General features: G+C 69.6%; 18 protein-coding genes and 4 pseudogenes. 4 read left to right on the top strand and 18 right to left on the bottom strand.

Annotation, left to right across the window (positions count from 1 at the left end):
• Nucleotides 1-97 precede the first annotated feature (97 nt).
• Nucleotides 98-982, top strand: a complete 885-nt coding sequence (locus ABKF58_RS04015; RefSeq protein ID WP_482583442.1) for an FAD-dependent oxidoreductase — start codon at nucleotides 98-100, stop codon at nucleotides 980-982.
• 261 nt (nucleotides 983-1,243) lie between these two features.
• Here ABKF58_RS04015 and xdhC read toward each other — a convergent pair whose 3' ends face one another.
• The 17 genes and pseudogenes from xdhC to gcl all read right to left on the bottom strand — a co-directional run.
• Nucleotides 1,244-2,227, bottom strand: a complete 984-nt coding sequence (xdhC, locus tag ABKF58_RS04010; protein WP_482583440.1) for a xanthine dehydrogenase accessory protein XdhC — start codon at nucleotides 2,225-2,227, stop codon at nucleotides 1,244-1,246.
• Between the two features lies 1 nt (nucleotide 2,228).
• Nucleotides 2,229-6,034: pseudogene (gene xdhB, locus ABKF58_RS04005) on the bottom strand (xanthine dehydrogenase molybdopterin binding subunit).
• A gap of 466 nt (nucleotides 6,035-6,500) precedes the next feature.
• Nucleotides 6,501-8,837 carry a heavy metal translocating P-type ATPase gene (locus ABKF58_RS04000; RefSeq protein ID WP_482583439.1) on the bottom strand — a complete coding sequence of 779 codons (2,337 nt, stop codon included), beginning with the start codon at nucleotides 8,835-8,837 and terminating at the stop codon, nucleotides 6,501-6,503.
• A 24-nt stretch (nucleotides 8,838-8,861) separates the two neighbouring features.
• Nucleotides 8,862-9,137 carry a DUF5676 family membrane protein gene (locus ABKF58_RS03995; protein WP_482583437.1) on the bottom strand — a complete coding sequence of 92 codons (276 nt, stop codon included), beginning with the start codon at nucleotides 9,135-9,137 and terminating at the stop codon, nucleotides 8,862-8,864.
• Between the two features lie 120 nt (nucleotides 9,138-9,257).
• Entirely contained in the window at nucleotides 9,258-9,665 is a 408-nt protein-coding gene (locus ABKF58_RS03990) for a hypothetical protein (RefSeq protein ID WP_482583436.1), read from the bottom strand.
• A gap of 64 nt (nucleotides 9,666-9,729) precedes the next feature.
• Nucleotides 9,730-10,005: a LysR substrate-binding domain-containing protein gene (locus tag ABKF58_RS03985; RefSeq protein ID WP_482583435.1), complete on the bottom strand. Its 276-nt coding sequence runs from the start codon at nucleotides 10,003-10,005 to the stop codon at nucleotides 9,730-9,732.
• 103 nt (nucleotides 10,006-10,108) lie between these two features.
• Nucleotides 10,109-10,636 (bottom strand): annotated as a pseudogene (locus ABKF58_RS03980) (LysR family transcriptional regulator); the annotation flags it as partial.
• Nucleotides 10,637-10,655: 19 nt separating this feature from the next.
• Nucleotides 10,656-11,471, bottom strand: a complete 816-nt coding sequence (locus tag ABKF58_RS03975; RefSeq protein WP_482583434.1) for a thiazole synthase — start codon at nucleotides 11,469-11,471, stop codon at nucleotides 10,656-10,658.
• Nucleotide 11,472: 1 nt separating this feature from the next.
• Nucleotides 11,473-12,909 carry a pyruvate kinase gene (gene pyk, locus ABKF58_RS03970; protein ID WP_482583432.1) on the bottom strand — a complete coding sequence of 479 codons (1,437 nt, stop codon included), beginning with the start codon at nucleotides 12,907-12,909 and terminating at the stop codon, nucleotides 11,473-11,475.
• Nucleotides 12,906-13,325 (bottom strand): GlcG/HbpS family heme-binding protein, encoded by a 420-nt coding sequence (locus ABKF58_RS03965; RefSeq protein WP_236261593.1) that lies wholly within the window; start codon nucleotides 13,323-13,325, stop codon nucleotides 12,906-12,908. Before ABKF58_RS03965 ends, pyk begins: the two co-directional genes overlap by 4 nt.
• A gap of 209 nt (nucleotides 13,326-13,534) precedes the next feature.
• Nucleotides 13,535-14,620 (bottom strand): glycerate kinase type-2 family protein, encoded by a 1,086-nt coding sequence (locus ABKF58_RS03960; protein ID WP_482583430.1) that lies wholly within the window; start codon nucleotides 14,618-14,620, stop codon nucleotides 13,535-13,537.
• A gap of 55 nt (nucleotides 14,621-14,675) precedes the next feature.
• Nucleotides 14,676-14,765: pseudogene (locus tag ABKF58_RS03955) on the bottom strand (glycerate kinase type-2 family protein); the annotation flags it as partial.
• Between the two features lie 52 nt (nucleotides 14,766-14,817).
• Entirely contained in the window at nucleotides 14,818-15,240 is a 423-nt protein-coding gene (locus ABKF58_RS03950) for a DUF3830 family protein (RefSeq protein ID WP_008954788.1), read from the bottom strand.
• Between the two features lie 215 nt (nucleotides 15,241-15,455).
• The gene (locus ABKF58_RS03945) at nucleotides 15,456-16,340 is read right to left on the bottom strand and encodes a 2-hydroxy-3-oxopropionate reductase (protein WP_482583428.1); all 885 of its coding nucleotides are present in this window, start codon (nucleotides 16,338-16,340) and stop codon (nucleotides 15,456-15,458) included.
• A gap of 39 nt (nucleotides 16,341-16,379) precedes the next feature.
• Nucleotides 16,380-17,159, bottom strand: coding sequence for a hydroxypyruvate isomerase (hyi, locus tag ABKF58_RS03940; RefSeq protein WP_482583427.1), 780 nt, complete (start codon nucleotides 17,157-17,159; stop codon nucleotides 16,380-16,382).
• 27 nt (nucleotides 17,160-17,186) lie between these two features.
• Nucleotides 17,187-17,489: a thiamine pyrophosphate-dependent enzyme gene (locus ABKF58_RS03935; protein WP_482583426.1), complete on the bottom strand. Its 303-nt coding sequence runs from the start codon at nucleotides 17,487-17,489 to the stop codon at nucleotides 17,187-17,189.
• 88 nt (nucleotides 17,490-17,577) lie between these two features.
• A pseudogene (gcl, locus tag ABKF58_RS03930) lies at nucleotides 17,578-18,954 on the bottom strand (glyoxylate carboligase); the annotation flags it as partial.
• Nucleotides 18,955-19,582: 628 nt separating this feature from the next.
• On the opposite strand from gcl, the gene ABKF58_RS03925 reads away from it, so the two are divergent.
• The 3 genes from ABKF58_RS03925 (at nucleotide 19,583) to puuE (ending at nucleotide 22,941) form a co-directional block, all read left to right on the top strand.
• A complete protein-coding gene (locus tag ABKF58_RS03925; RefSeq protein ID WP_482583425.1) occupies nucleotides 19,583-20,326 on the top strand; it encodes an aspartate/glutamate racemase family protein in 744 nt (247 codons plus the stop codon).
• Nucleotides 20,327-20,470: 144 nt separating this feature from the next.
• Nucleotides 20,471-21,940, top strand: coding sequence for an NCS1 family nucleobase:cation symporter-1 (locus ABKF58_RS03920; protein ID WP_482583423.1), 1,470 nt, complete (start codon nucleotides 20,471-20,473; stop codon nucleotides 21,938-21,940).
• Between the two features lie 65 nt (nucleotides 21,941-22,005).
• A complete protein-coding gene (gene puuE, locus ABKF58_RS03915) occupies nucleotides 22,006-22,941 on the top strand; it encodes an allantoinase PuuE (RefSeq protein WP_482583422.1) in 936 nt (311 codons plus the stop codon).
• A 230-nt stretch (nucleotides 22,942-23,171) separates the two neighbouring features.
• Here puuE and ABKF58_RS03910 read toward each other — a convergent pair whose 3' ends face one another.
• Nucleotides 23,172-23,687, bottom strand: coding sequence for an AmiS/UreI family transporter (locus ABKF58_RS03910; RefSeq protein WP_482583421.1), 516 nt, complete (start codon nucleotides 23,685-23,687; stop codon nucleotides 23,172-23,174).
• Nucleotides 23,688-23,736: the final 49 nt, after the last annotated feature.

Genomic DNA, 23,736 nt, shown 5'->3' with positions numbered 1-23,736 from the left:
TTCCAGGGCAAGCTCACCAGCTGCCTGGTCAACCCGCGCGCCTGCCGCGAGACCGAGCTGAACCTCGGCGCCGGCGGCGACGCCGAAGCGACTGGCGGTGGTCGGCGCCGGCCCGGCCGGACTGGCCTGCGCCACCGCCGCCGCCGAACGTGGCCACGCCGTGACGCTGTTCGACGCCGCCGGCGAGATCGGCGGCCAGTTCAACGTCGCCAAGAAGATCCCGGGCAAGGAGGAGTTCCACGAGACGCTGCGCTACTTCGCGCGCCGCCTCGAGACGACCGGGGTGGCGGTGCGTCTCAACACCCGCGTGCAGGCGGACGACCTCGAGGACTTCGACGAGGTGATCCTCGCCACCGGTATCGCGCCGCGCCTGCCCGCCATCCCCGGCATCGAGCACCCGAAGGTGTTGAGCTACCTCGACGTGCTGAAACACGGCAAGGAGGTTGGCCGAAGCGTGGCGATCATCGGCGCCGGCGGCATCGGCTTCGACACCGCCGAGTTCCTCACCCACGAGGGCACGTCGAGCTCGCTGGATGCTGTGGCGTTCATGCGCGAGTGGGGCGTCGACATGTCGGGCGAGACGGCCGGCGGCCTCGCGCCGCAGGGGCCGCAGCCGCATCCCAGCCCGCGCCAGGTCTACCTGCTGCAGCGCAAGACCAGCAAGGTGGGCGAGGGACTGGGCAAGACCACCGGCTGGATCCACCGCGAGAGCCTGAAGATGAAGCGGGTGCAGATGGTGTCCGGGGTGAGCTACGACAGGATCGACGACGCCGGGCTGCACGTGACGATCAAGGGTGAGGCCCAGCTGCTGCCGGTCGACAACGTGGTGGTGTGCGCCGGGCAGGACCCGCTGCGCGAACTCGTGGCGCCGCTCCAGGCCATCGGCAAGACCGTGCACCTGATCGGCGGCGCCGACGTGGCGGCCGAGCTCGATGCCAAGCGCGCGATCGATCAGGGGGTGAGGTTGGCGGCGGTGATTTGAGCGCTTGCGAATAAGAGCCGCTAGCAAACCCCTCTTGGCGTTGTTGCGCGGCCTTGCCGTACTAGGTGTACTGTCTGCGGCCGCGCGCCTAGCCAAGACCGCTACGCTGGGGTTTGATAGCGGCTCTGCATCGCCCTCGTCCCGATTCCGGCCCTGTGATGCTCGCTACGATTTCTTGCGCAAGCTCGGCTGGTTTCCTTCTGGGTAGGTTGGGTTGAGCGGAGCGAAGCCCAACAATCCGCCTCGGAAGGGGACGATGGGTTACGGCATGGCCGCCTTCACCCATCCTACGGAATCGGTGGACTGCGTACTGTCACGCCAGCGCAGCAGCTGCGCCGCCACCGCGATGGCGATCGAGGTCGGGTCCTTGGCGCTGATGCCGGGCAGGCCGATCGGGCAGACCATGGCGGCGAGCCGTTCCGGCGCGATGCCGCGCGCGGCGAGGCGGTGTTCGAAGCGGGCGCGCTTGCTCTGCGAGCCGATCAGGCCGAAGAAGCCCACGTCGTCGCGGCGCAGGATGTGCCAGGCCAGTTCCAGGTCGAGGTCGTGGCGGTGCGTCATCACCAGGTAGGCGCTGCCGGGTGCGGCGCGCGCCACTTCCTCCGTTGGCTCGTCGCTGACGATCGCGTCTACGTTGTCCGGCAGCGGGGCGGCGAAGGCGTCTTCGCGCTGATCGATCCAGCGGGTATGCAGGTCGCTGCCCGCCAGCACCCGCACCAGCGCCTGGCCGACATGGCCGGCGCCGAACAGCGCCAGCTCCCGGCGCCAGGCGCGGTAGCGCTGCTGCCAGTGCCCGTCGTCCGCGCCGCCGGACAGCCGCGTGGTGCTGTCGCCTTCCGTTTCCACCGTCCAGTCCGAACCCGCTGCGCCGGCGGCCAGCGCGCGCGCCAGCGTGGCGCCCTGGCGTAGCGCCTCGGCACGCCGGCGCCAGGCGTCGCGTTCACGTGCCGCAACGCGTTCGAACAGCAGCCACACCACGCCGCCGCAGCACTGCCCCAGGCTCGGCCCGAGGGCAAAGCGCAGGACCTCTGGCGCTTGTGGCGCGCTGAGCAGGCGGGCGCGGGCGTGGGCGATGGCTTCCCATTCCAGATGGCCGCCGCCCAGGGTGTCGGCGCTGTCCGTCAGGTTCAGCGCGAGCGTGGCGCCGGCTTCGCGCGGCGCCGAGCCGGCCACCTTGAGCACGCTCACCAGCTCGGCGTCGCCGTCGGCGAGCAGGGTGGGCAGGGCGGCGAGCCAGGGCGGCATGTCAGGCTCCCGGGCGGTAGCCGATGGCGTCGAGCGCATCGAGCACCGCCTGCGGCGTGGCCGGGGCGGCGAGCGGCACGCGCTGGCCCGGCGCGGCGCAGTAGCCCAGGGCGTCGCGGATGGCGAAGAACACCGACAGCGCCAGCATCAGCGGCGGCTCGCCCACCGCCTTGGAGTGGTGCAGGCCTTCCTCGATGTTGGCGTTGTCGAACAGCGTGACCGTGAAGTGCTCCGGCACGTCGTAGGCGGTGGGAATCTTGTAGGTGGACGGCGCGTGCGTGGCGAGCCGCCCGTCCGGCTGCCAGCAGAGCTCCTCGCTGGTGAGCCAGCCCATGCCCTGCACGAAGCCGCCCTCGATCTGGCCGCGGTCGATGGCCGGGTTCAGCGAGCGGCCGACGTCGTGCAGGATGTCCACCGCCAACAGCCGCGTCGCCCCCGACAGCGTGTCCACCGCCACCTCGCTCACCGCCGCGCCGTAGGCGAAGTAGTAGAACGGCCGGCCCTGGCGCGTGTCGGCATCGTAGTGGATCTTGGGCGTGCGGTAGAAGCCGGCCTCCCACAACGGCAGGCGGCGGCGGTAGGCCAGCGTCACCAGTTCGCTGAAGTCGAGCCGGTGTTCGCCGGAGCAGACCTGTCCCCCTTGAATTCGACCGTGGCGGCGTGGCAGCCGTAGAGCACGGCGAACAGCGCGGCCAGCCGGGTGCGGATCGCCCCGGCGGCCTGGCGCGCGGCCTGGCCGTTGAGGTCGGCGCTGGAGGAGGCGGCGCTGGCCGAGGTGTTGGGCACCTTGGCGGTGTCGGTGGCGCCGATGCGCACCCGCTCCAGCGGCAGCCCCAGTTCCTCGGCCACCACCTGCTGCACCTTGATGTGCAGGCCCTGGCCCATCTCGATGCCGCCGTGGCTGACCAGCACGCTGCCGTCGAGGTAGACGTGCACCAGCGCGCCGGCCTGGTTGTAGTGGGTGGCGGTGAAGGCGATGCCGAACTTGACCGGGGTCAGCGCCAGGCCGCGCTTGAGCACGGGGCTGGCGGCATTGAAGGCGGCGATGGCGTGGCGGCGTTCCGGGTAGTGGCTGTCGCGTTCCAGCTGGTCCACCAGCTCCGGCAGCACGTTGTCCGCCACGGTCATGCCGTAGTGCGTGGTGTCGCGCGGCGCCGCGCCGTAGAAGTTGGCGCGCCGCACCACCAGCGGGTCGCATTGCAGGGTGCGCGCGATGTCGTCGAGCACGCTCTCGATGGCGAACATGCCCTGCGGCCCGCCGAAGCCGCGGAAGGCGGTATTCGACACGGTGTGGGTTCTGAGGCGCAGGTTGTGCAGCGTCACCGCGTCCAGGTAGTAGGCGTTGTCGACGTGGAACAGCGCGCGGTCGTTGACCGGGCCGGACAGGTCGGCGGAATGGCCGCAGCGCGCCGCCAGGGTCAGCTCGAGGCCGTGCAGGCGGCCGCTGTCGTCGAAGCCGGCGTCGTAGTCGTAGGCGAAGTCGTGGCGCTTGCCGGTGACGGCGATGTCGACGTCGCGGTCCAGGCGCAGCTTGACCGGGCGGCCGGTGCGCTGCGCCAACAGCGCCGCCAGGCAGGCCCACTGCGCCGACTGCGTTTCCTTGCCGCCGAAGCCGCCGCCGATGCGGCGGCACTCGACCGTCACCGCGTGCGCCGGCAGCCCGAGCGCCTCCGCCACCAGTTGCTGCATCTCGCTCGGGTGCTGGGTGGAGCAGTAGAGCTGCAGGCCGCCGTCGTCGCGCGGCACGGCGTAGCTGACCTGCCCCTCGAGGTAGAAGTGCTCCTGGCCGCCCACGCTCAGCTGCCCCTGCAGGCGGTGCGGCGCCTGTTGCAGGGCGGCCGCGGCGTCGCCGCGTTGCATCTCCACCGGCGGCAGCACGTAGTCGGCGGCGGCGCGCGCGCTGGCGATGTCGAGGTGCGCCGGCTGCGTCTCGTATTCGGCCCACGCCAGCCGTACCGCGCGCCGCGCGATCTCGACGCTGTCGGCGGCGACGGCGAACAAAGGTTGGCCGAAGAAGCTCACCTCGCCCGCGCACAGGATCGGGTCGTCCGGCTCGATCGGGCCGCAGCTGGTGCCGTGGCACAGGTCGGCGGCGGTGAGCACGGCGCGCACGCCCGGCAACTGCCGCACCGTGTCGAGATCGAGCGCGCTGAGCCGGCCGTGGGCGACCTCGGCGCAGCCGAGCGCGGCGTGCAGCGTGCCGGGCAGTTCCGGCAGGTCGTCGGTGTAGCGGGCTCGGCCGGTGACGTGCAGCCGGGCGCTGTCGTGCGCATAGGGCAGGCCGACGTGGTCGTGCGCGGGCGGTGGTGGCGTGCTCATAGGGTTTCCTCCGGCGCGGGCAGCGCGATCGGCTCCAGCTCGTCGAGCCGCAGTGGCGTCATCCCCTGGCTGTCGAGCCAGTGCCCGCCACAGCAGCCGGCGTGCCAGGCGCTGGCGGTGGTCGGCGCGGCCGCGCAGGTCCGACAGCGGCGAAAAGTCGTGCTGCAGTTCGTTCATCGCCGCCTCCACCGCCACCGCATTCCACGGCCGCCCGATCAGCGCCGCCTCGGCCTGGGACGCGCGTGCCGGCACCGCCGCCATGCCGCCCAGGGCCAGTCGGGCGTCCTGCACCACGTCGCTGTCGTCGCGCGTGATGGCCAGCGCCAGGAACACCGTGGCGATGTCCTGTTCGTAGCGTTTGGACGCCTTGTAGGCGCGGATGAACGGGGCAGCGTTGGATGGCCTACGGCGCGGTACCAGTACGGCGCGCACGAACTCGCCCGACGCCAGGGCGTTGTGCTGGTAGCCGAGGTAGAAGTCTTCCAGCGCCAGCTCGCGTTCGGCGCCGAGCCGGTGCAGCCGCAGCCGTGCCCCCAGCGCGATCAGCGCCGGCATCGAATCGCCGATCGGCGAGCCGTTGGCGACATTGCCGGCCAGGGTGGCGGCGTTGCGGATCGGCGGCGAGGCGAAGCGCCGCGCCAGTTCGGCCAGCTCCGGGTACTCGGCCACGAGCGCGGCGAAGGCGTCGGTCAGCGTCACCGCGGCGCCGATGCGCAGCCACTCGGGATCGTGCTCGATGGTTTTCAGCTCGTCCACGTGCGCCAGCGCAATCAGCTCGGGCAGCTCGTGCAGCTGTTTGGTGACCCACAGCCCGAGATCGGTGCCGCCCGCCAGCAGCCGCGCCTCGGGGACGGCGGCGTACAGTTCCGCCAGCTCGGCCAGGGTGCGGGGGCTGCGCAAGCGGGCGCCGCCGGCGCGGTAATCGAGCGCCGGGGCCGTGGCCAGCGCCTGCAAGGCGGCGACGATCGGCTCCGGGTCGGGCAGGCAGGGCGGCGCGGCGCAGGCGGCGACGCCGGCGTCGATGATGGGGCGGTAGCCGGTGCAGCGGCACAGGTTGCCGGACAGCGCGTCGATCACCTCGGCGCGCCCGGCGCCGGGGTGCTGGCTGGCGAGCGCGAACAGCGACATCACGAAGCCCGGGGTGCAGAAGCCGCATTGCGAGCCGTGCTGCTCGACCAGCGCCCGCTGCACCGGGTGCAGCCCGTCCGGTGCCAGCGCGGCGAGGTCCTCCACCGTCAGCAGCGCCTTGCCGTCGAGCGCCGGCAGCAGCATCAGGCAGGCGTTGACGTTGCGCCAGAGCAGCTTGCCGTGGCGCAGCTCGCCCACCGCCACGGTGCAGGCGCCGCAGTCGCCCTCGGCGCAGCCTTCCTTGCTGCCGGTGGCGTGCCGCTCGTCGCGCAGGAATTGCAGGACGGTGCGGGTGGGGGGCTGCTGCTGCACCCGCACGATGTCGCCCTGGTAGTAGAACTGGATCGGCCGTTGTTCCATGCTGTGCTGTCCGCTGGGCTGCCGGGCGGCGGCCCGGTTTCTATAAAGATAGTCGGGCAGGCGAGGCTTGCCAGCTCGGGGCGCTGCCCGGCCCGGCTGCCGGGCGGCGGGTCAGTGGGGGACAGCGCCTCGGTAAACGTCGTGCGCCGTACCCGGCAAAAGATGAGCCACACCACCCGCACGGGACAAGCAACAGCGCCAGCGCCATGGCCAGCGTCGCCGGCGCGACGCCATGGACGTAGAGCACGCCGCCCGCCACCGCGACCGAGAGCGCGGCGCAGCCCAGGTAAGTCAGCCGTTTCATCGCCATGCCCTCCTGCGCTAAGAACCTGTTCCCGCTCTTGCTGCGCATCTCTGATCGGGGCTCATGTGCTGCTCGGAATCCTCATGTACTGCAGTACATTCCGGTTCCTGCGCTGCTCTTCACCCCGCTGAGGGCTGCTCGCGACAGATCGTGAACAGGTTCTCAGAGCCCGATACGCGCCCGCTTGAGCAGCGCCGAGTTGACGATCACCGACAGCGAACTGAGCGCCATCGCCGCCGCGGCCAGGATGGGGTTGAGCAGGCCCAGCGCCGCGACGGGAATCCCGATGCTGTTGTAGATGAAGGCCCAGAACAGGTTCTGCTTGATCTTGCCCATGGTGGCGCGCGACAGCTGGATGGAGGCCACCACGTCGCGCACGTCGTTCCGGATCAGGATGATGCCGCCGGTCTCCTTGGCCACGTCGGAGCCGGAGCCGATGGCGATGCCGATGTCGGCGGTCGCCAGGGCCGGCGCATCGTTGACGCCGTCGCCCACCATCGCCACCACCTCGCCCGCGTCGCGCAGCTGGCGGATCACCTTGGCCTTGTCCTCCGGCAGCACCTCGGCGATCACCTGCTCGATGCCGATCTGCCGGGCGATCGCCTCGGCGGTGCGCCGGTTATCGCCGGTCAGCAGCACGACCTTGATCCGCCGCGCCGCGAGGGCGGCCACGGCCTGCGCGGCCTCCGGCTTGAGCGTGTCCGCCACGGCGATCACGCCGATCAGGCGGCCGTTGTCCCCTACCAGCATGGCGGTCTTGCCGTCCGCCTCCAGGCGCGCCAGGGTCTCTGCCGCCGCGTCGATCGCGATGTTTTCCCGGGCGAACAGGCGGCGGTTGCCGAGCAGCACCGTGCGGCCCTCCACCACGCCCTGGATGCCGTGGCCGGCGATGCCGGTGATGGCGCCGGCCGGCGGCAGCGACAGGCCGCGCTGCCGTGCCGCCCTCACCATGGCCTGCCCCAGCGGGTGCTCCGAGCCGGTTTCCACCGCGGCGGCCAGAGCCAGCACCTGCGCCGCGTCGTGAGTGTCGAATGGCACGATATCGGTGACGTTCGGCTCGCCGCGCGTCAGGGTGCCGGTCTTGTCGAACACGATGGTGGTGAGCTTTTCCGCCCGCTCCAGCACCTCGCCGCCGCGGATCAGGATGCCGCCGTCCGCCCCCTTGCCGACGCCGACCATCAGCGCCGCCGGCGTGGCGATGCCCAGCGCGCACGGGCAGGAAATGATCAGCACCGCGATGAAGGCCAGCAGCCCTTGCGGGAAGTGGCCGGCCAGCCACCAGCCCAGGAAGGCGAGCACGGCGACGCCGACCACCGCCGGCACGAAATAGCCGGTGACGGTGTCGGCCAGGCGCTGGATCTGCGCGGTGCTGGCCTGGGCCTCTTCCACCATGCGGATGATCTGCGCCAGCGCGGTGTCGGCGCCGATGCGGGTGGCGCGGAAGGCGAACACGCCGGCGCCGTTCAGGGTGCCGCCGATCACCGGTGCGCCGGGGCGCTTCGCCACCGGCATCGATTCGCCGGTGAGCATCGACTCGTCCACGTTGGACTGCCCTTCGATCACCTCTCCGTCGGTCGGCACCTTCTCGCCGGGCTTCACCAGCACCGTTTCGCCCACCATGATGCTCTCGGCCGGGATGTCCGTTTCCACGCCGTCGCGCCGCACGTGCGCCGTGGCCGGCTTGAGGTCGAGCAGATGGCGCACCGCCGCCGACGACTTCTTCTTGATGATCTCCTCCATGTAGCGCCCGAGCAGCACGAAGGCGATGATCACCGCCGACACTTCGAAATAGACGTCGCGCTCGGCCACCTTGACCGGCAGGATGCCCGGGAAGAACAGCACCGCCACGCTGTAGAAGTAGGCCACCGAGGTGCCCAGCGCGATCAGGAAATCCATGTTGATGTTGCGGGTGCGGATGGCGTTCCAGGCGCCCTTGTAGAAGCTCCAGCCGCCGATGAACTGCACCGGCGTGACCAGCAGGAACAGCCACATGCCCCAGGTCAGCCAGGGCAGGGCCGGAATCGGTGCCCACGACAGCAGCGTGGCGCCGGCGGCGAGCGCCAGGAAGGCGCCGGCGCGCAGCATCGCCAGCGCCAGCACGCCGGTCAGCGCGATGGTGACCCGCGTCTTCATCGCCTTCAGTTCGTGCTCGGGCGACTCGAAGGTGCGCAGGCAGCTGTCGCTGCAGAAGTAATAGGTGCGGCCGCCGCGCTGGGTGCTGAGCGCGCTGGCCTTGTCCACCAGCATGCCGCAGATCGGGTCCTTGGCGCGGCCGCTGGCTCCGCTCGCTGCGGCCGGTGGCATCGCCGCGGCCGCGGGCGGGGGCGTGCTGGCGCCGCCGGTGGCGCTATCGGGGGCGTAGCGCTCCGGCGCGGCGGCGAACTGCTGCTGGCAGTGCGCCGAGCAGAACCAGTAGCGTTGCCCGCGGTACTCCTGGCTGGACTGGGCCGTGGCCGGGTCGATCTGCATGCCGCAGACCGGGTCGCTGACGCGTGCCATCGTCATTCTCCTTTCATTGCGCCGCTAGCGGCGGCCGTGCAGCCGCGTGTGCAGCCACGCGAACACCGTGCCGACCACGAAGCCCCATACCGTCAGCACGACCAGCGGGTAGAGGAAGACGGCGAGCGTGAACGGGGCTGGGCTGGCCAGCTTGTGAAAGTCGAGGCCGTGGAACAGGGCGTTGAGGAAGTCGATGCCCTGCACGGGCCACTGCCGGTAGAGAAGGGCGCACACGATGTAGCTGAACGCCATGGTGAGGGCCAGGGCGAGGCCGGTTTTCCAAGGGGGGAACAGGGCCATGGCAGACTCCTTGCCTGGTGAGGGTGGCAACAGGCCGGGCGGCGCCACGCATCGTCGCGGCATGAGCTTGCCGCCGACGGCAACACAGCACGCGCTCCGGTCATCCGGAGGGCGCGGACGCTACTGGTTGAAACGCTGGAACAACCGGAGCAGGAAGGAAGGGGGCGGGGCGGCCGGCCACGCCGCCCGGCGCGGCCGGGAGGCCTGGCCGTGGCGGCAGAGGGGCGGGAGGATCATGGGCAGCAGCAGCCACAGCAGCAGCACGGGGGTCGCCAAGGGAGCGGCCGGCGCCGGCTGGGAGGCGCTGGTCGCGCTGCCCAGGCTGGCGCACCAGGACTGGCAGGCGGCGTGGTGCGAGGCCGGCGCCGGAGCGGGCGCGTCCGACGGGGCGGCGTTCAGGACGGCCGGGCCCGCCGCCAACGGTTGCTCGGCCAGGCAGCCCTCGAGAGCGCCCGCCGCGCAGGCAAATACCCACAGCGCCAGCAGCAGGCGGCAGAGGAGCTGCAGGGGGCGGCGGGAGAGGAACATGGCGGGGCCATCGGCAGAGGGGTTTCCCTCACTATAGACACCGCGGCGGCGTGCATCGCGCCGTCTATCGTTCCCAATAGCCGGGGGTGTTGTAGGTCTTTTTCAGGTAGTCGATGAAGAAGCGCACCTTGGCCGGCAGGTGGCGCTGTTGCGGGTAGACCGCCTGGATGTCGTAGGCCGGCACCGCGAACGCGTCGAGCACGGTGACCAGTTCGCCGCGCTTCAGCTCGCCCTCGATCTCCCAGGTGGAGCGCCAGCCGATGCCCAGCCCCTGCTTCACCCAGTTGTACAGCAGCTCGCCGTCGTTGCAGTCCAGGTTGCCGCCGACCTTTACCGCCACCAGCCGGCCGTCCTTCAGGAAGGACCAGCCGCGCGGCTGGCCGCCCTGCAGGTTGAAGGCCAGTGCAGTTGTGCTGGGCCAGGTCTTCCAGGCTGTGCGGGACGCCGTGCTGCGCGAAGTACGCCGGCGTGCCGCACACCACGCGGCGGTTGCTGGCCAGTTTCACCGCGACGTAGTTGGGGTCGGTGACCTCGCCGATGCGGATCGCCATGTCGTAGCCCTCGCGCACCAGGTCGACCACGCTGTCGGTGAGGTTGAACGAGAGCTTCAGGTCGGGGTAGAGGGTCTGGAAGGTCTGGCCGAGCGGCGCCACGTGGCGGCGCCCGAACGCCGCCGGCGCCGACACCACCAGGTGGCCGCGCACCAGGTTGCGTCCGGCCAGCAGCGAGGATTCGATGTCGTCAAAATCCTTGAGCAGCTGGCGCGCCTGGTCGAGGAACTGCTCGCCGAGGTCGGTGAGGTGTAGGCCGCGCGTGGAGCGGTGCATCAGCTTGACGCCCAGGCGATCCTCCAGGCTGTCGAGGCGGCGCCCCATCACCACCGGCGTCACCCGCTCGGCCTGCGCCGCGGCGGCGAAACTGCCTTTTTCGGCCACCAGCACGAAGCTCTTGAGTTCCGTGTATCGGTCCATCCTCACCTCTCCTCGGGGGCTAGCGGCTTCGGCCAACCGCGATCAGGCCGTCGCCGGGCGAACTGGGCGAGGCCGCGTAATGCTTCATCGGCATGCGTCCCGCCTCGTGGGCGAGCCGTCCCGACGCCACGGCCAGGCGCATCGCCCGCGCCATGGCGACCGGGTCGCGGGCCTGGGCGATGGCGGTGTTCATCAGCACGCCGTCGCAGCCCAGCTCCATGGCGATGGCGGCGTCGGAGGCGGTGCCCACCCCGGCATCCACGAGCACCGGGATGGAGACGGCGTCGATCACGAGGCGCACGTTCCAGGGGTTGAGGATGCCCATGCCGGAACCGATCAGGCTGGCCAGCGGCATCACCGCCACGCAGCCGATATCTTGCAGGCGGCGCGCCTGGATCGGGTCGTCGGCACAATACACCATCACCTGAAAGCCGTCACGGACCAGCACCTCGGCGGCCCGCAAGGTTTCCGGCATGTTGGGGTAGAGGGTGCGCTCGTCGCCCAGCACCTCCAGCTTCACCAGCGCGTGGCCGTCCAGCAGCTCGCGCGCCAGGCGCAGGGTGCGCACCGCATCTTCTGCGGTATAGCAGCCGGCGCTGTTGGGCAGGTAGGTGTAGCGCTCCGGCGGCAGCACCTCCAGCAGACTGGGGGCCGCCGGGTCCTGGCCGAGGTTGGTGCGGCGCACGGCGACGGTGACGATCTCCGCCCCCGAGGCTTCCACTGCCTGCCGCGTTTCCTCCAGGCTGCGGTACTTGCCGGTGCCCACCAGCAGGCGCGAGGCGTAGGCCCGGCCGGCGATGACGAGCGGCTGCGGGGTGTTGTCCTGCGGTGCCATGTCAGCCTTCCCCTGCCACGCCGCCGGGCAGGTGCACCACGTGCAGCAGGTTGGTGCTGCCACGTTGGCCGAAGGGAATGCCGGCGATCACCACCACGGTATCGCCGGGCGCCGCGACCTGCTCGCGCAGGGCGGCGTCGCTGGCGTGGGCGATCATCTCGCCCACGTCCTGTACCTCGTCGAACGGCACCGGATGGACCCCCCAGACCAGGGCCAGGCGGCGCGCGGTGGCGAGCTGCGGGGTGAGCGCCAGGATCGGCGCCACCGGGCGCTCGCGGCTGGCGCGCAGCGCGCTGAAGCCGGAGGAGGTGAAGGCCACCGTGGCTGCGGGCTGCAGCAGCTCGGCGACGCGGCGCAGGGCGCAGCAGATGGCGTCCGGGGTGTTGGGCCGGGCCGGGGTGTGGCCGGCCGCCAGTTCGTGGCGCCAGGCCGGGTCGTGCTCCACCTCGGCGATGATGCGGTCCATGATGGCGACCGCCTCCACCGGGTACTGGCCGGAGGCGGATTCGGCCGACAGCATCACCGCGTCGGCGCCCTCGTACACCGCGGTGGCGACGTCGGAGGCTTCGGCGCGGGTCGGCACCGGGGCCACGATCATCGACTCCAGCATCTGGGTGGCCACCACCACCGGCCGGCCGGCGGCGCGGGCGGCGCGCACGATGCGCCGCTGCAGCACCGGCACCTGCTGCGGCGGCAGTTCCACCCCGAGGTCGCCGCGCGCCACCATGACGCCGTCGGCCAGCGCCACGATTTCCTCCAGATGCTCGATGGCGGCCGGCTTTTCCAGCTTGGCCATGATCCAGGCCTGGTTGCCGATCAGCGCGCGCGCCTCGGCGATGTCCTCGGGGCGCTGCACGAAGGACAGCGCCACCCAGTCGACTCCCAGTTCCAGGCCGAAGGCGAGGTCGGCGCGGTCCTTCGCCGTCAGCGGCGAGATCGGCAGCACCACGCCGGGCACGTTCACCCCCTTGCGGTCGGACAGCGTGCCGCCCACCAGCACCGTGGTGTCGGCGAAGTCGGGGCCGAAGGCCTCGACGCGCAGGCGCAGCTTGCCGTCGTCGAGCAGCAGCTCGGTGCCGACCTCGAGCGCGGCGAAGATTTCCGGGTGCGGCAGGGTGGCGCGGCCGGCGTCGCCCTCGGCGGGGTCGAGGTCGAGGCGGAAGCGGGCGCCGGGCTCGAGCAGCGCCTTGCCGCCGGCCATGCGGCCGATACGCAGCTTGGGGCCTTGCAGGTCGAGCAGCACGCCGATCGGGCGGCCGAGTTCCTGCTCGACCTCGCGGATCAGGCGCAGGCGTGCGGCGTGGTCCTCGTGGCTGCCGTGGCTGAAATTGAGCCGGAACACGTCGGCGCCGGCTTCGGCCAACGTGCGGATGCGCTCGAGGGTGGAACTCGCCGGCCCGAGCGTGGCGAGGATGCGGGCACGACGCTGGCGTCTCATGCGACCTCCCACTGGCCGATGACGGCGGCCACCCCGGCGCGGGCGACCTGGGCGTCCTCGCCGGCCTTGACGCCGGAAACCCCGACCGCGCCGATCACCTGGCCGCCGACGACGATCGGCTCGCCGCCTTCCAGCGGCACCACCGGCATCGCCAGCGCGGCGAAGCGGCCGTTGTTCACCATCTCCTCGAACGCCTTGCTCGGCTTGCCGCTGAGCACGCAGGTGCGCGCCTTTTCCGGCGCCACCGCGGCGCTCATCAGCGGCGCGCCGTCCATGCGCTGCAGCCACAGGGCGTGGCCGCCAGCGTCGCACACCGCGATGCTGACCGCCCAGCCTTGTGCCGTCGCCTCGGTTTCGGCGGCGGCGGCGATACGCTTGACCTCGTCCAGGGTCAGTGCCTTGGTGTCTCTCATCATCAGTCTCCTCTTCGAGTCCATCCCATTAGGCGGCTGCGCCTTCGCAGTTTGAGCGTCGGCGGACTGCGTGCGAATTTTCAATTCGCTCAGCGATGCGGAATCCTCATGTACTCCGTGTACATTCCGGTTCCTGCGCTCCGGCGACACTCAACCTGCCTTGGCTCGCTCACCTACTGGAATAGACTTTGTAGTTAATAATGGCTTGCCGCTCAGGTGAGCAGGATGGCGCGGAAGTCGTTCACATTGGTCAGCGTCGGGCCGGTGATCAGGGCGTCGCCCAGCGCTTCGAAGAAGCCGTGGCCGTCGTTGTCGTCGAGGCGGTCGCGCGGGCGGATGCCGGCGGCCCAGGCGCGCGCGAGGGTGTCGGGGGTGATGAAGGCGCCGGCGATCTCCTCCTGCCCGTCGACGCCGTCGGTATCGCCCGCCACGGCGTGGATGCCCGGCGCGCCGTTCAGCGCCACCGCCAGCGACAGCAGGAACTCGACGTTGCGGCCGCCGCGGCCCTGGCCGCGCACCGTCACCGTGGTCTCGCCGCCGGACAGCAGCACGCACGGCACCGCCGCCGGCTGGCCGCGGTGCTTCACCTGCAGCGCGATGCCGGCCATGACCTTGCCGACGTCGCGCGCCTCGCCCTCGATGCTGTCGCCGAGGATCAGCGCCGGCAGCCCGGCTTCGGCGGCGACCGTGGCGGCGGCCTCCAGCGCCATCTGCGGCGTCGCCACCAGGTGGGTGGTGACGCGCGCCAGGCGGTCGTCGTCCGGCTTGACGGTCTCGCCGTCGCCGGACTCCAGCAGGCGGCGCGCGCCGGCGGGCAGGGCGATGCCGTAGCGGCGCACGATCTCCAGCGCGTCGGCGCAGGTGGTGGGGTCGGCCACCGTCGGGCCGGAGGCGATGTCCATCGGGTTGTCGCCGGGGACGTCCGAGATCAGCAGGTTCACCAAGCGCGCCGGATGGCAGGCGGCGGCGAGCCGTCCGCCCTTGATCGCCGAGAGGTGGCGGCGCACGCAGTTCATTTCGGCGATCGTGGCGCCGGAGGTCAGCAAGGCGCGGTTGATGGCCTGCTTGTCCTCCAGGCTGACGCCGTGGCCCGGCAGCGGCAGCAGCGATGAGCCGCCGCCCGAGATCAGGCAGATCACCAGGTCGTCGGGCGTCAGGCCGCGCACCGTGTCCAGCAGGCGGCCCGCCGCGGCCAGCCCGGCGGCGTCCGGCACCGGGTGGGCAGCTTCGACGATCTCGATGCGCTGGCACGGCACGGCGTAGCCGTAGCGCGTCACCACCAGTGCCGGCAAGCTCACCCGGCCAGTGCCGCTCCAGCGCTTGGGCCATGGCGGCCGACGCCTTGCCGGCGCCGATGACGATGGTGCGGCCGCGTGGTGGTTCCGGCAGGAAGGGAGGTATGCAGTGCTCCGGCTGGGCGGCGTTGACGGCGGCGGCGAACATCTTCGCCAGCAGGTCGCGGGGAGGCGTGTTCATCGGCGGGTGTCCTTTGCTATCAGAGCTCACCGAGGTCGGTGAAACGGATCGGCTGCGCGCCTTTCCACAGCACGGTGCGGCCCATGTCCATCAACTGATCGGCGCCTTCGACCACGGTCAGGAAGTGGTTGCCGGCCAATTGGCCCATCTTGCTGGCGAACTGGCTGCTGCCGTAGGCGAACAGGATCTCGGTTTCGGAAAAGCCGCCCGGGTAGAGCAGCAGGTCACCGCGCGAAGGGTGGCTGGTGTGGTTCTCGAAGCCGAGCCCGGTGTCGAAGTCGCCGAGCGGCACCCACACCGCCTCGCCGCTCCAGCGCGAATGGATCACCTGGTTGGAGAAGGGCAGCAGCTTCAGGAAGGCGGCGCAGGTGCGCGGCGCGGCCTCCTCTTCCAGCCGCGCGACGAAACGGTAGGAACCGACATCGATGGACAGGTAACGCATGGGGTCTCCTGGGGGCTATGGGGCCGGTCGATGCCGGCCCTTCTTGGAACCTGTTCACGATCTTGCCGCGCATCCCTGATCGGGGCTCATGTGCACGCAGTGATTGGCTCAGCGATCGGGAATCCTCATGTACTGCAGTACATTCCGGTTCCTGCGCTGCTCTTCACCCTGCTGAGGGCTGCTCGCGACAGATCGTGAATAGGTTCTTACAACACTTATTGGCCGATCTCGAAGTTGGCCAGCTTCTCCAGCGCGCGCACCATCGCCGAATGATCCCAGCCGGCGCCGCCGTGCGCCGCGCAGGCGTTGAACAGCTCCTGGGCGGTGGCGGTGTTGGGCAGCGACACGCCGAGCTGGCGGCCGGTGGTCAGCGCCAGGTTGAGGTCCTTCTGGTGCAGCTCGATGCGGAAGCCCGGCTCGAAGGTGCGCTTGACCATGCGCTCGCCGTGCACCTCCAGGATGCGCGAGTTGGCGAAGCCGCCCATCAGCGCCTGGCGCACCTTGGCCGGGTCGGCGCCGGCCTTGGCGGCGAGCAGCAGCGCCTCGCCCACCGCCTCGATGGTGAGCGCCACGATGATCTGGTTGGCCACCTTGGTGATCTGGCCGTCGCCGTTGCCGCCCACCAGGGTGATGTTCTTGCCCATCAGCTCGAACAGCGGAAGGACCGTGGCGAAGGCGGCCTCGCTGCCGCCCACCATGATGGTCAGCGTCGCCGCCTTGGCGCCGACTTCGCCGCCGGATACCGGCGCGTCGAGGTACTCGCAGCCGAGCTCGTTGATGCGGCGGGCGAACTCCTTGGTGGCCACCGGCGAGATGGAACTCATGTCCACCACGATCTTGCCGGCGCTGAGGCCGGCGGCGACGCCGTTGGCGCCGAACAGCACGTCTTCCACGTGCGGGGTGTCGGGCACCATGGTGATGACGATGTCCGCCTGGCGCGCCACTTCGGCGCCGTTGGCGCAGACCCTGGCGCCGGCCTCGAGGATGGCCCCCGGGGTGTGGCCGCGGGTGTAGGTGAAGACGGTGTGCCCGCCGGCGATGAGGTGGCCGGCCATGGGGGCGCCCATGATGCCAAGGCCGATGAAACCGATGTTTGCCATGATGTAGTCTCCTGTTATGTTCCGGTTCTCTGCTGGGGGTCAGGCGACAAGGGCCTTGATCCAGCCCAGCCCGTCGCGGGTGCTGCTGGCGGGCTTGTACTCGCAGCCGATCCAGCCGTCGTAGCCGAGCTGGTCGATGTGACGCAGCAGCCACGGGTAGTTGATCTCGCCGCTGCCCGGCTCGTGGCGGCCGGGGTTGTCGGCGAGCTGGATGTGGGCGATGCGCGGCAGGTATTTCGCGATGGTGCCCGCCAGTTCGCCCTCCATGCGCTGGGCGTGGTAGATGTCGTACTGGATGAACAGGTTGTCCGAGCCCACCGCGTCGAGGATCGCCGCCGCCTGGGCGGTGCGGTTGAGGTAGAAGCCGGGGATGTCCCAGGTGTTGATCGGTTCGATCAGCAGGCGCAGGCCCGCCCGCTGCAACTGAGCGGCGGCGAAGCGCAGGTTGGCGACGAAGGTCTCCTGCAGCGTGTCCTGCGGCACCCCGGCCGGGGCGATGCCCGCCAGGCAGTTGAGCTGGGTGCAGCCCAGGGCGCGGGCGTAGTCGATGGCGCGGCCGACGCCGTCGCGGAACTCGTCGACCCGGTCCGGATGGCAGGCGATGCCGCGCTCGCCGGCTTCCCAGTCGCCGGCGGGCAGGTTGTGCAGCACCTGCACCAGGCCGTGGCGCGCCAGCTGCTCGGCCAGGACCTCCTTGGCGAAGGCGTAGGGGAAGAGGTACTCGACCCCCTGGAAGCCGGCCTCGGCGGCGGCCTGGAAGCGCTCGAGGAAAGGCAGCTCGGTGAAGAGCATGGTGAGGTTGGCGGCAAATTTCGGCATGGTGTCCTCCTGATGTCTGGGCGCGGCTCAGTCGAGCAGCGCGATGGCGGTCGGGGCGTCGGCGCCGCGGGCGGCCAGTTCTTCGAACTCGTTGACGGCGTTGATCTCGGTGCCCATCGAGATGTTGGTGACGCGTTCCAGGATGATCTCCACCACCACCGGCACGCGGAACTCTTCCATCCAGGCGCGGGCCTGGGCGAAGGCGGGCTGGATTTCCTCCGGCCGGCGCACGCGGATCGCCTTGCAGCCGAGGCCCTCGACCACGGCCACGTGGTCCACGCCGTAGCCTTCGGTCTCGGGAGCGTTGATGTTCTCGAAGGCCAGCTGCACGCAGAAGTCCATGTCGAAGCCGCGCTGGGCCTCGGCGGATCAGCCCCAGGTAGGCGTTGTTCACCACCACGTGCAGGTAGGGCAGCTTGAACTGGGCACCGACGGCCAACTCCTCGATCATGAACTGGAAGTCGTAGTCGCCGGAGATCGCCACCACCTTGCGCTCGGGGTCGGCGGCGCACACGCCCAGCGCGGCCGGGATGGTCCAGCCCAGCGGGCCGGCCTGGCCGCAGTTGATCCAGTGGCGCGGCCGGTAGACGTGGAGGAACTGGGCGGCGGCGATCTGCGACAGACCGATGGTGCTGACGTAGCAGGTGTCGCGGCCGAAGGCGCGGTTCATTTCCTCGTATACCCGTTGCGGCTTCATCGGCACGGCGTCGAAGTGGGTCTTGCGCTGCAGCGTGCGCTTGCGGTCCTGGCACTCGGCGACCCAGGCGCTGCGGTCGGGGAGCCAGCCGGCCAGCTTCATCCCCCGCGCCACTTCCAGCAATTGGTCGAGCGCCGCGCCGGCGTCCGAGACGATGCCGTAGTCGGGGCCGAACACCCGGCCGATCTGGGTCGGCTCGATGTCGATGTGCACGAAGGTGCGGCCTTCGGTATAGACCTCCACCGAGCCGGTATGGCGGTTGGCCCAGCGGTTGCCGATGCCGATCACGAAGTCCGACGCCAGCATTGTGGCGTTGCCGTAGCGGTGTGAGGTCTGCAGGCCGACCATGCCGGCCATCAGCGGATGGTCGTCGGGGATCGTGCCCCAGCCCATCAGGGTGGGGATCACCGGCACGCCGGTGAGCTCGGCGAATTCCTGCAGCCGCGCCGCGGCGTCGGCGTTGATCACGCCGCCGCCGGCGACGATCAGCGGGCGTTGGGCGGCGTTGAGCATGGCCATCGCCTTCTCGGCCTGTGCACGCGTGGCGGCCGGCTTGTGCAAGGGCAGGGGCTCGTAGGTTTCGATGTCGAATTCGATCTCGGCCATCTGCACGTCGAAGGGCAGGTCGATCAGCACCGGGCCGGGACGGCCGGAGCGCATGATGTGGAAAGCCTGCTGGAACACGCGCGGCACCAGCGCCGGCTCGCGCACCGTCACCGCCCACTTGGTGACCGGCTTGGCGATAGATTCGATGTCCACCGCCTGGAAGTCCTCTTTGTACAGGCGGGCGCGCGGCGCCTGGCCGGTAATGCACAGGATAGGTATCGAATCCGCCGACGCCGAATACAGGCCGGTGATCATGTCGGTGCCGGCCGGGCCGGAGGTGCCGATGCACACCCCGATGTTGCCGGCGCGCGCGCGGGTGTAGCCCTCCGCCATGTGCGAGGCGCCTTCCACGTGGCGCGCCAGCACGTGCTGGAAGCGGCCATCCTTCTTCATGGCCGAATAAAGGGGATTGATGGCGGCGCCGGGTACGCCGAACACGGTGGCAACACCTTCCTTGCGCAATACCGCCGCGGCGGCATCCACTGCTCTCATTCGGGCCATTTGTCTTCCTCCTGGGGTGGGTTTGCTTGACTGATGGTCACAGCATAGGGAGAAAGACTAAGTGGTTGAATTGCCGGGGGTCTCGGTTCTGTCGATACTTTTAGTATTTACTCGCCCGGCCGCGCCTCCCCGTGTCGGTGAAAACGCCGGTGCTGCTGTCGCGCACCGTGAACGCCGTGCGGCCGCCTTGCCGCCGCAGGCGTCGTCCTGCAGCGGGAGGCGTCCTGCGATGCGGGGCGCCCGCCCTTGCTGGCGATACCGCTCCAGCGCGTGCTGTCGGGGCGAGCGCTGTCATCGCAGGAAAGTGAGGCGTGTGCGTACAAAAATTGTATACGTATATAACTGAAATTGTTTTTAGTTGATGCTGGGTAGGCGGCTTGCGGCGTGTCTGCAGCAGGCTGGCCTCGAGCGCAGCGCAAGGCAGGAGGTGCGCACCGGCAACGCGTATCGTAGGTAACTATTGTATGTACACAAAAAATCATTGAATTGTGTACAAGGCAATTCTAGACTGTTGGCAACGATGGGCCGTCCGAGCTTGTCCCACTGGAAGGCGGAAGATGGGAAAACCGGCTTTCGCCGACCGAGGACGGGCTCCCGCCTACATACCAAGGAGACAACCATGCTGATACGCGTCATCAACCCCAATACCACCCGCAGCATGACCGAAAAGATCGGCGCGTCTGCCCAGCGCGTGGCCGCGCCCGGCACGCGCATCGTCGCGGTGAACCCGGACAGCGGTCCGGTCTCGATCGAGAGCCATTTCGACGAGGCGATCAGCGCGGTCGGCGTCGCCGAGGAGGTGCGCAAGGGCGAGCGCGAAGGGGCCGACGCCTACGTCATCGCCTGTTTCGGCGATCCGGGGCTGCTCGCCGCGCGCGAGCTGACGCGCGCCCCAGTGATCGGCATCGCCGAGGCCGCCTTTCACCCGGCGACCATGATCGCGACGCGCTTCTCGGTAGTCACCACGCTCGGGCGCACCGGCATCATCGCCGAGCACCTGCTGCAGTCCTACGGTTTCGCCCACCACTGCCGGCGCGTGCGCGCGGCCGAGATCCCGGTGCTCGACCTCGAGGACGACGGCGCCTGCGCGCTCGAGCGCATCGTGGCGGAATGCCGCCGCGCCAAGGCCGAGGATGGCATCGGCGCGATCGTGCTGGGCTGCGGCGGCATGGCCGATCTCGCCGACGAGATCCGCGAGGCGGTCGGCCTGCCGATCGTCGAAGGCGTCACCGCCGCGGTGAAGCTTGCCGAGACGCTGGTGAGCCTCCGGCTCGGCACCAGCAAGCACGGCGATCTGGCCTTCCCACCCGCGAAGCGCTTCACCGGGCAGTTCGAACACCTGAGCGCCCAGCCGGGTTCCTGAGCCTCTCCCGCCGAGGCTGTCGTCAACGGGGCCAGCATTTGCCGTCTCCGCCGTCTATTAACAACGGTATGAGCCTGCACGCGTCAGCGTGCCGGCCCCGGCCCCATCGGCACCACGACGACGCATCGCGAGGAGGAACCCTTCATGACCACCACCGCCCACAGCGCCACCCGCAGCACTCCGCAACCGGTCATCACCGGCGCCGACCCGCGCCTCTACAACGACGACCTCGCGCCGGTGCCGCAGAGCGCGCGCACCTGGAACGGCTACAGCATCTTCGCGATGTGGATGTCCGACGTGCATAGCGTGGGCGGCTATACCTTTGCCGCGAGCCTGTTCCTGCTCGGGTTGTCGGGCTGGCAGGTGCTGGCGGCGCTGACGCTCGGCATCCTGCTGGTCAACCTGCTGATGAACTGGGTCGGCAAACCCAGCCTGGTGCACGGCATCCCCTTCCCGGTAATGGCGCGCGTGAGCATGGGCGTGATGGGGGCGAACCTCGCGGCGGTCATCCGCGGCGTGGTCGGCATCGTGTGGTACGGCGTGCAGACCTACTTCGCCTCCAAGGCGGTGGCGACGCTGGTGCTGCTGTTCTTCCCCGGCGCCGTGGCGCTGCGCGACACAAGCTTTCTGCGGCTCGACCTGCTCGGCTGGGCCTGCTTCATGTTCATGTGGTTCTTCCAGCTGGTGATCTTCCAGCGCGGCATGGAAACGATTCGCCGATTCGTCGATTTCTGCGGCCCGGCGGTGTATGTCGTGATGTTCGTGCTGATGGGCTGGATTCTGTCGCAGGCCGGCCTCGGCGCGCTCGACCTGACGCTCGGCGACAAGGTGCTCAGCGGCAGCGAATCGGTCACCGCGATGGGCAGCGCGGTGCTGCTGGTGGTCAGCTACTTCGCCGCGCTGCTGCTCAACTTCGGCGACTTCTCGCGCTTCGGCAAGAACGAGCGCCAGATGAAGATCGGCAATTTCCTCGGCCTGCCGGTGAACTTCATCGTGTTCTCGATCATCACCGTGATCGTGACCGCCGGCAGCTCGACGGTGTTCGGCGCGATGATCATGGACCCGGTCGACATCGTCTCGCGCATCGACAACAAGGTGGCCGTGGTGATCGGCAGCCTGACCTTCGTCGTCGCCACGATGGGCATCAACATCGTCGCCAATTTCGTCTCGCCGGCCTACGACATCGCCAACCTCTTCCCCAAGCACGTCGACTTCAAGCGCGGCGGGCTGATCGCGTCGATCCTCGCGGTGCTGGTGTGTCCGTGGATCTTCGTCGACAGCCCGAAGGCGATCACGGTCTTCGTCAGCGTGTTCGGCTCCATCCTCGCCCCGCTGTACGGCGTGATGATGGCCGACTTCTACCTCGTCAAGAAGCAGGTGGTGCAGGAGGCCGAGCTGTACACGATGGCGCCCACCGGGCGCTATCACTACGACGGCGGCTGGAACAAGGTCGGCCTGGCGGCGCTCACGCTGTCCGGCACGCTGTCGGTCGGCTGGGAGCTGGCGACGCAATTTTTCCATCTGTTGCCCGAGAACAACTTCGGCTGGGTGATCGGCGCGCTGGCCGGCGCGCTGATCTACCCGGCAGCGATGCGCGCCGCGCGGCGCACCTGAGGCAACGGCAATCATGACACCGGGCACCGCATGGTGCCGGGCGCGCAACAATGCAGGAGAAACACATGGCCATCACCAAGGATTACCCCCGCGACCTGGTCGGCTACGGTCGCAACCCGCCGTACGCCAACTGGCCCGGCCGCGCCCGCGTCGCCGTCCAGTTCGTGCTGAACTACGAGGAGGGCGGCGAGAACTGCGTGCTGCACGGCGATCCGGCGAGCGAACAGTTCCTGTCCGAACTCTTCAGCCCGCCGGCCTTCCCGGACCGCCACATGTCGATGGAAGGCGTCTACGAATACGGCTCGCGCGTCGGGGTGTGGCGCTTCCTGCGCGAATTCGAGCGGCGCGGCCTGCCCTTGACCGTGTTCGGGGTCGCCATGGCGCTGGAACGCCACCCCGAGGTCACCGCGGCCTTCCGCGAGCTGGGGCACGAGATCGCCGGTCACGGCTGGCGCTGGATCCACTACCAGAACGTCGACGAGGCGACCGAGCGCGAGCACCTGCGCATCGGCATGGAGATCATCGAACGCCTCACCGGCGAGCGCGCGCTGGGTTGGTACACCGGGCGCGATTCCCCCAATACCCGCCGCCTGGTGGCCGACTACGGCGGCTTCCTGTACGACTCGGACTACTACGGCGACGATCTGCCGTTCTGGATGGAGGTGCAGAAGACCGACGGCGCGACGGTGCCACAACTGATCGTGCCCTACACCCTCGACACCAACGACATGCGCTTCTCCCTGCCGCAGGGCTTCTCGCACGGCGACGAGTTCTTCGACTACCTGCGCGACGCCTTCGACGTGATGTACGCCGAAGGCGACGAGCGTCCGGCGATGATGTCGGTCGGCATGCATTGCCGGCTGCTCGGCCGTCCGGGACGCTTCCGCGCCCTGCAGCGCTTCCTCGACCACATCGAGAAGCACGACCGGGTGTGGGTGTGCCGCCGCGTCGACATCGCCCGCCACTGGCATCAGCATCATCCCTACGCGCCGCAGGGCTGAGTTCCCGCCGTCGAAAGGAAAAAGCCGGCCGTCGCGAGACGGGCCGGCTTTGTTTTGGCCTGCGGGCGGCGTCGGGTGCCGTTGTCCTTAGAACCTGTTCACGATCAGTCGCGAGCAGCCCTCAGCGGGGTGAAAAGCAGCGCAGGAACCGGAATGTACTGGAGTACATGAGGATTCCGAGCAGCACATGAGCCCCGATCAGGATGCGCAGCAAGATCGTGAACAGGTTCTTAGCGCATTGCCCCGGTCAGGAGCAGGTAGCCCGGCAGCCAGCCGGTCAGCACGCCCTGGACGATGGCCATGCCGGCGGTGAGCCCGGCCACCGGTTTCTGCAGCGCCAGCAGCAGGAAGAACAGCAGCCACAGCACGGCCCACGCCAGCCAGGACAGGCCGAACCACCAGTCCCAGGTGGACGCGGCAAGGCGCAGGGTATCCACCGCCACCGGCAGCGCGGTGATCGCCACGAACAGGCTGAACCAGCCCAGTCCGCGGCCGTCGGCGCCGTTGTGGCGGTTGATGGCGACCCACAGGTAGGTGAAGGAAAACAGCAGGGAGAGGGCGCCCGCCTTGATCGACGCGGCGTTAGCCCCCTCGCCGAAGGCGAGCTTGAGGGCCACCAGCAGGGTGAGGCCGCCGGCGAACAGGTTGATCACGGAGATCTCCCTGTCGCCGATGCGGCCCAGCATCCACAGCCCGTTGAGAATCAGCACGGCTCCTACGTAGAGGAGCGCCAGACCGAGCAACATGGCGCGCTACCTTTCGCGGTTCGGCCAACCTGCGCCCGGAGCGCCCCCG

The organism is Pseudogulbenkiania sp. AW2-16 (genome assembly GCF_056824575.1).
The sequence above is the reverse complement of the archived record's forward strand: the minus strand, read 5'-3'. Positions and strand labels throughout refer to the sequence as shown.

Bases quoted from the DNA above. Each gene is read 5' to 3' on its own strand.
- xdhC (WP_482583440.1), bottom strand. From the start codon at position 2,227: ATGCCGCCCTGGCTCGCCGCCCTGCCCACCCTGCTCGCCGACGGCGAC.
- ABKF58_RS04000 (WP_482583439.1), bottom strand. From the start codon at position 8,837: ATGGCACGCGTCAGCGACCCGGTCTGCGGCATGCAGATCGACCCGGCC.
- ABKF58_RS03995 (WP_482583437.1), bottom strand. From the start codon at position 9,137: ATGGCCCTGTTCCCCCCTTGGAAAACCGGCCTCGCCCTGGCCCTCACC.
- ABKF58_RS03990 (WP_482583436.1), bottom strand. From the start codon at position 9,665: ATGTTCCTCTCCCGCCGCCCCCTGCAGCTCCTCTGCCGCCTGCTGCTG.
- ABKF58_RS03975 (WP_482583434.1), bottom strand. From the start codon at position 11,471: ATGGCACCGCAGGACAACACCCCGCAGCCGCTCGTCATCGCCGGCCGG.
- pyk (WP_482583432.1), bottom strand. From the start codon at position 12,909: ATGAGACGCCAGCGTCGTGCCCGCATCCTCGCCACGCTCGGGCCGGCG.
- ABKF58_RS03965 (WP_236261593.1), bottom strand. From the start codon at position 13,325: ATGATGAGAGACACCAAGGCACTGACCCTGGACGAGGTCAAGCGTATC.
- ABKF58_RS03950 (WP_008954788.1), bottom strand. From the start codon at position 15,240: ATGCGTTACCTGTCCATCGATGTCGGTTCCTACCGTTTCGTCGCGCGG.
- ABKF58_RS03945 (WP_482583428.1), bottom strand. From the start codon at position 16,340: ATGGCAAACATCGGTTTCATCGGCCTTGGCATCATGGGCGCCCCCATG.
- hyi (WP_482583427.1), bottom strand. From the start codon at position 17,159: ATGCCGAAATTTGCCGCCAACCTCACCATGCTCTTCACCGAGCTGCCT.
- ABKF58_RS03925 (WP_482583425.1), top strand. From the start codon at position 19,583: ATGCTGATACGCGTCATCAACCCCAATACCACCCGCAGCATGACCGAA.
- ABKF58_RS03920 (WP_482583423.1), top strand. From the start codon at position 20,471: ATGACCACCACCGCCCACAGCGCCACCCGCAGCACTCCGCAACCGGTC.
- puuE (WP_482583422.1), top strand. From the start codon at position 22,006: ATGGCCATCACCAAGGATTACCCCCGCGACCTGGTCGGCTACGGTCGC.
- ABKF58_RS03910 (WP_482583421.1), bottom strand. From the start codon at position 23,687: ATGTTGCTCGGTCTGGCGCTCCTCTACGTAGGAGCCGTGCTGATTCTC.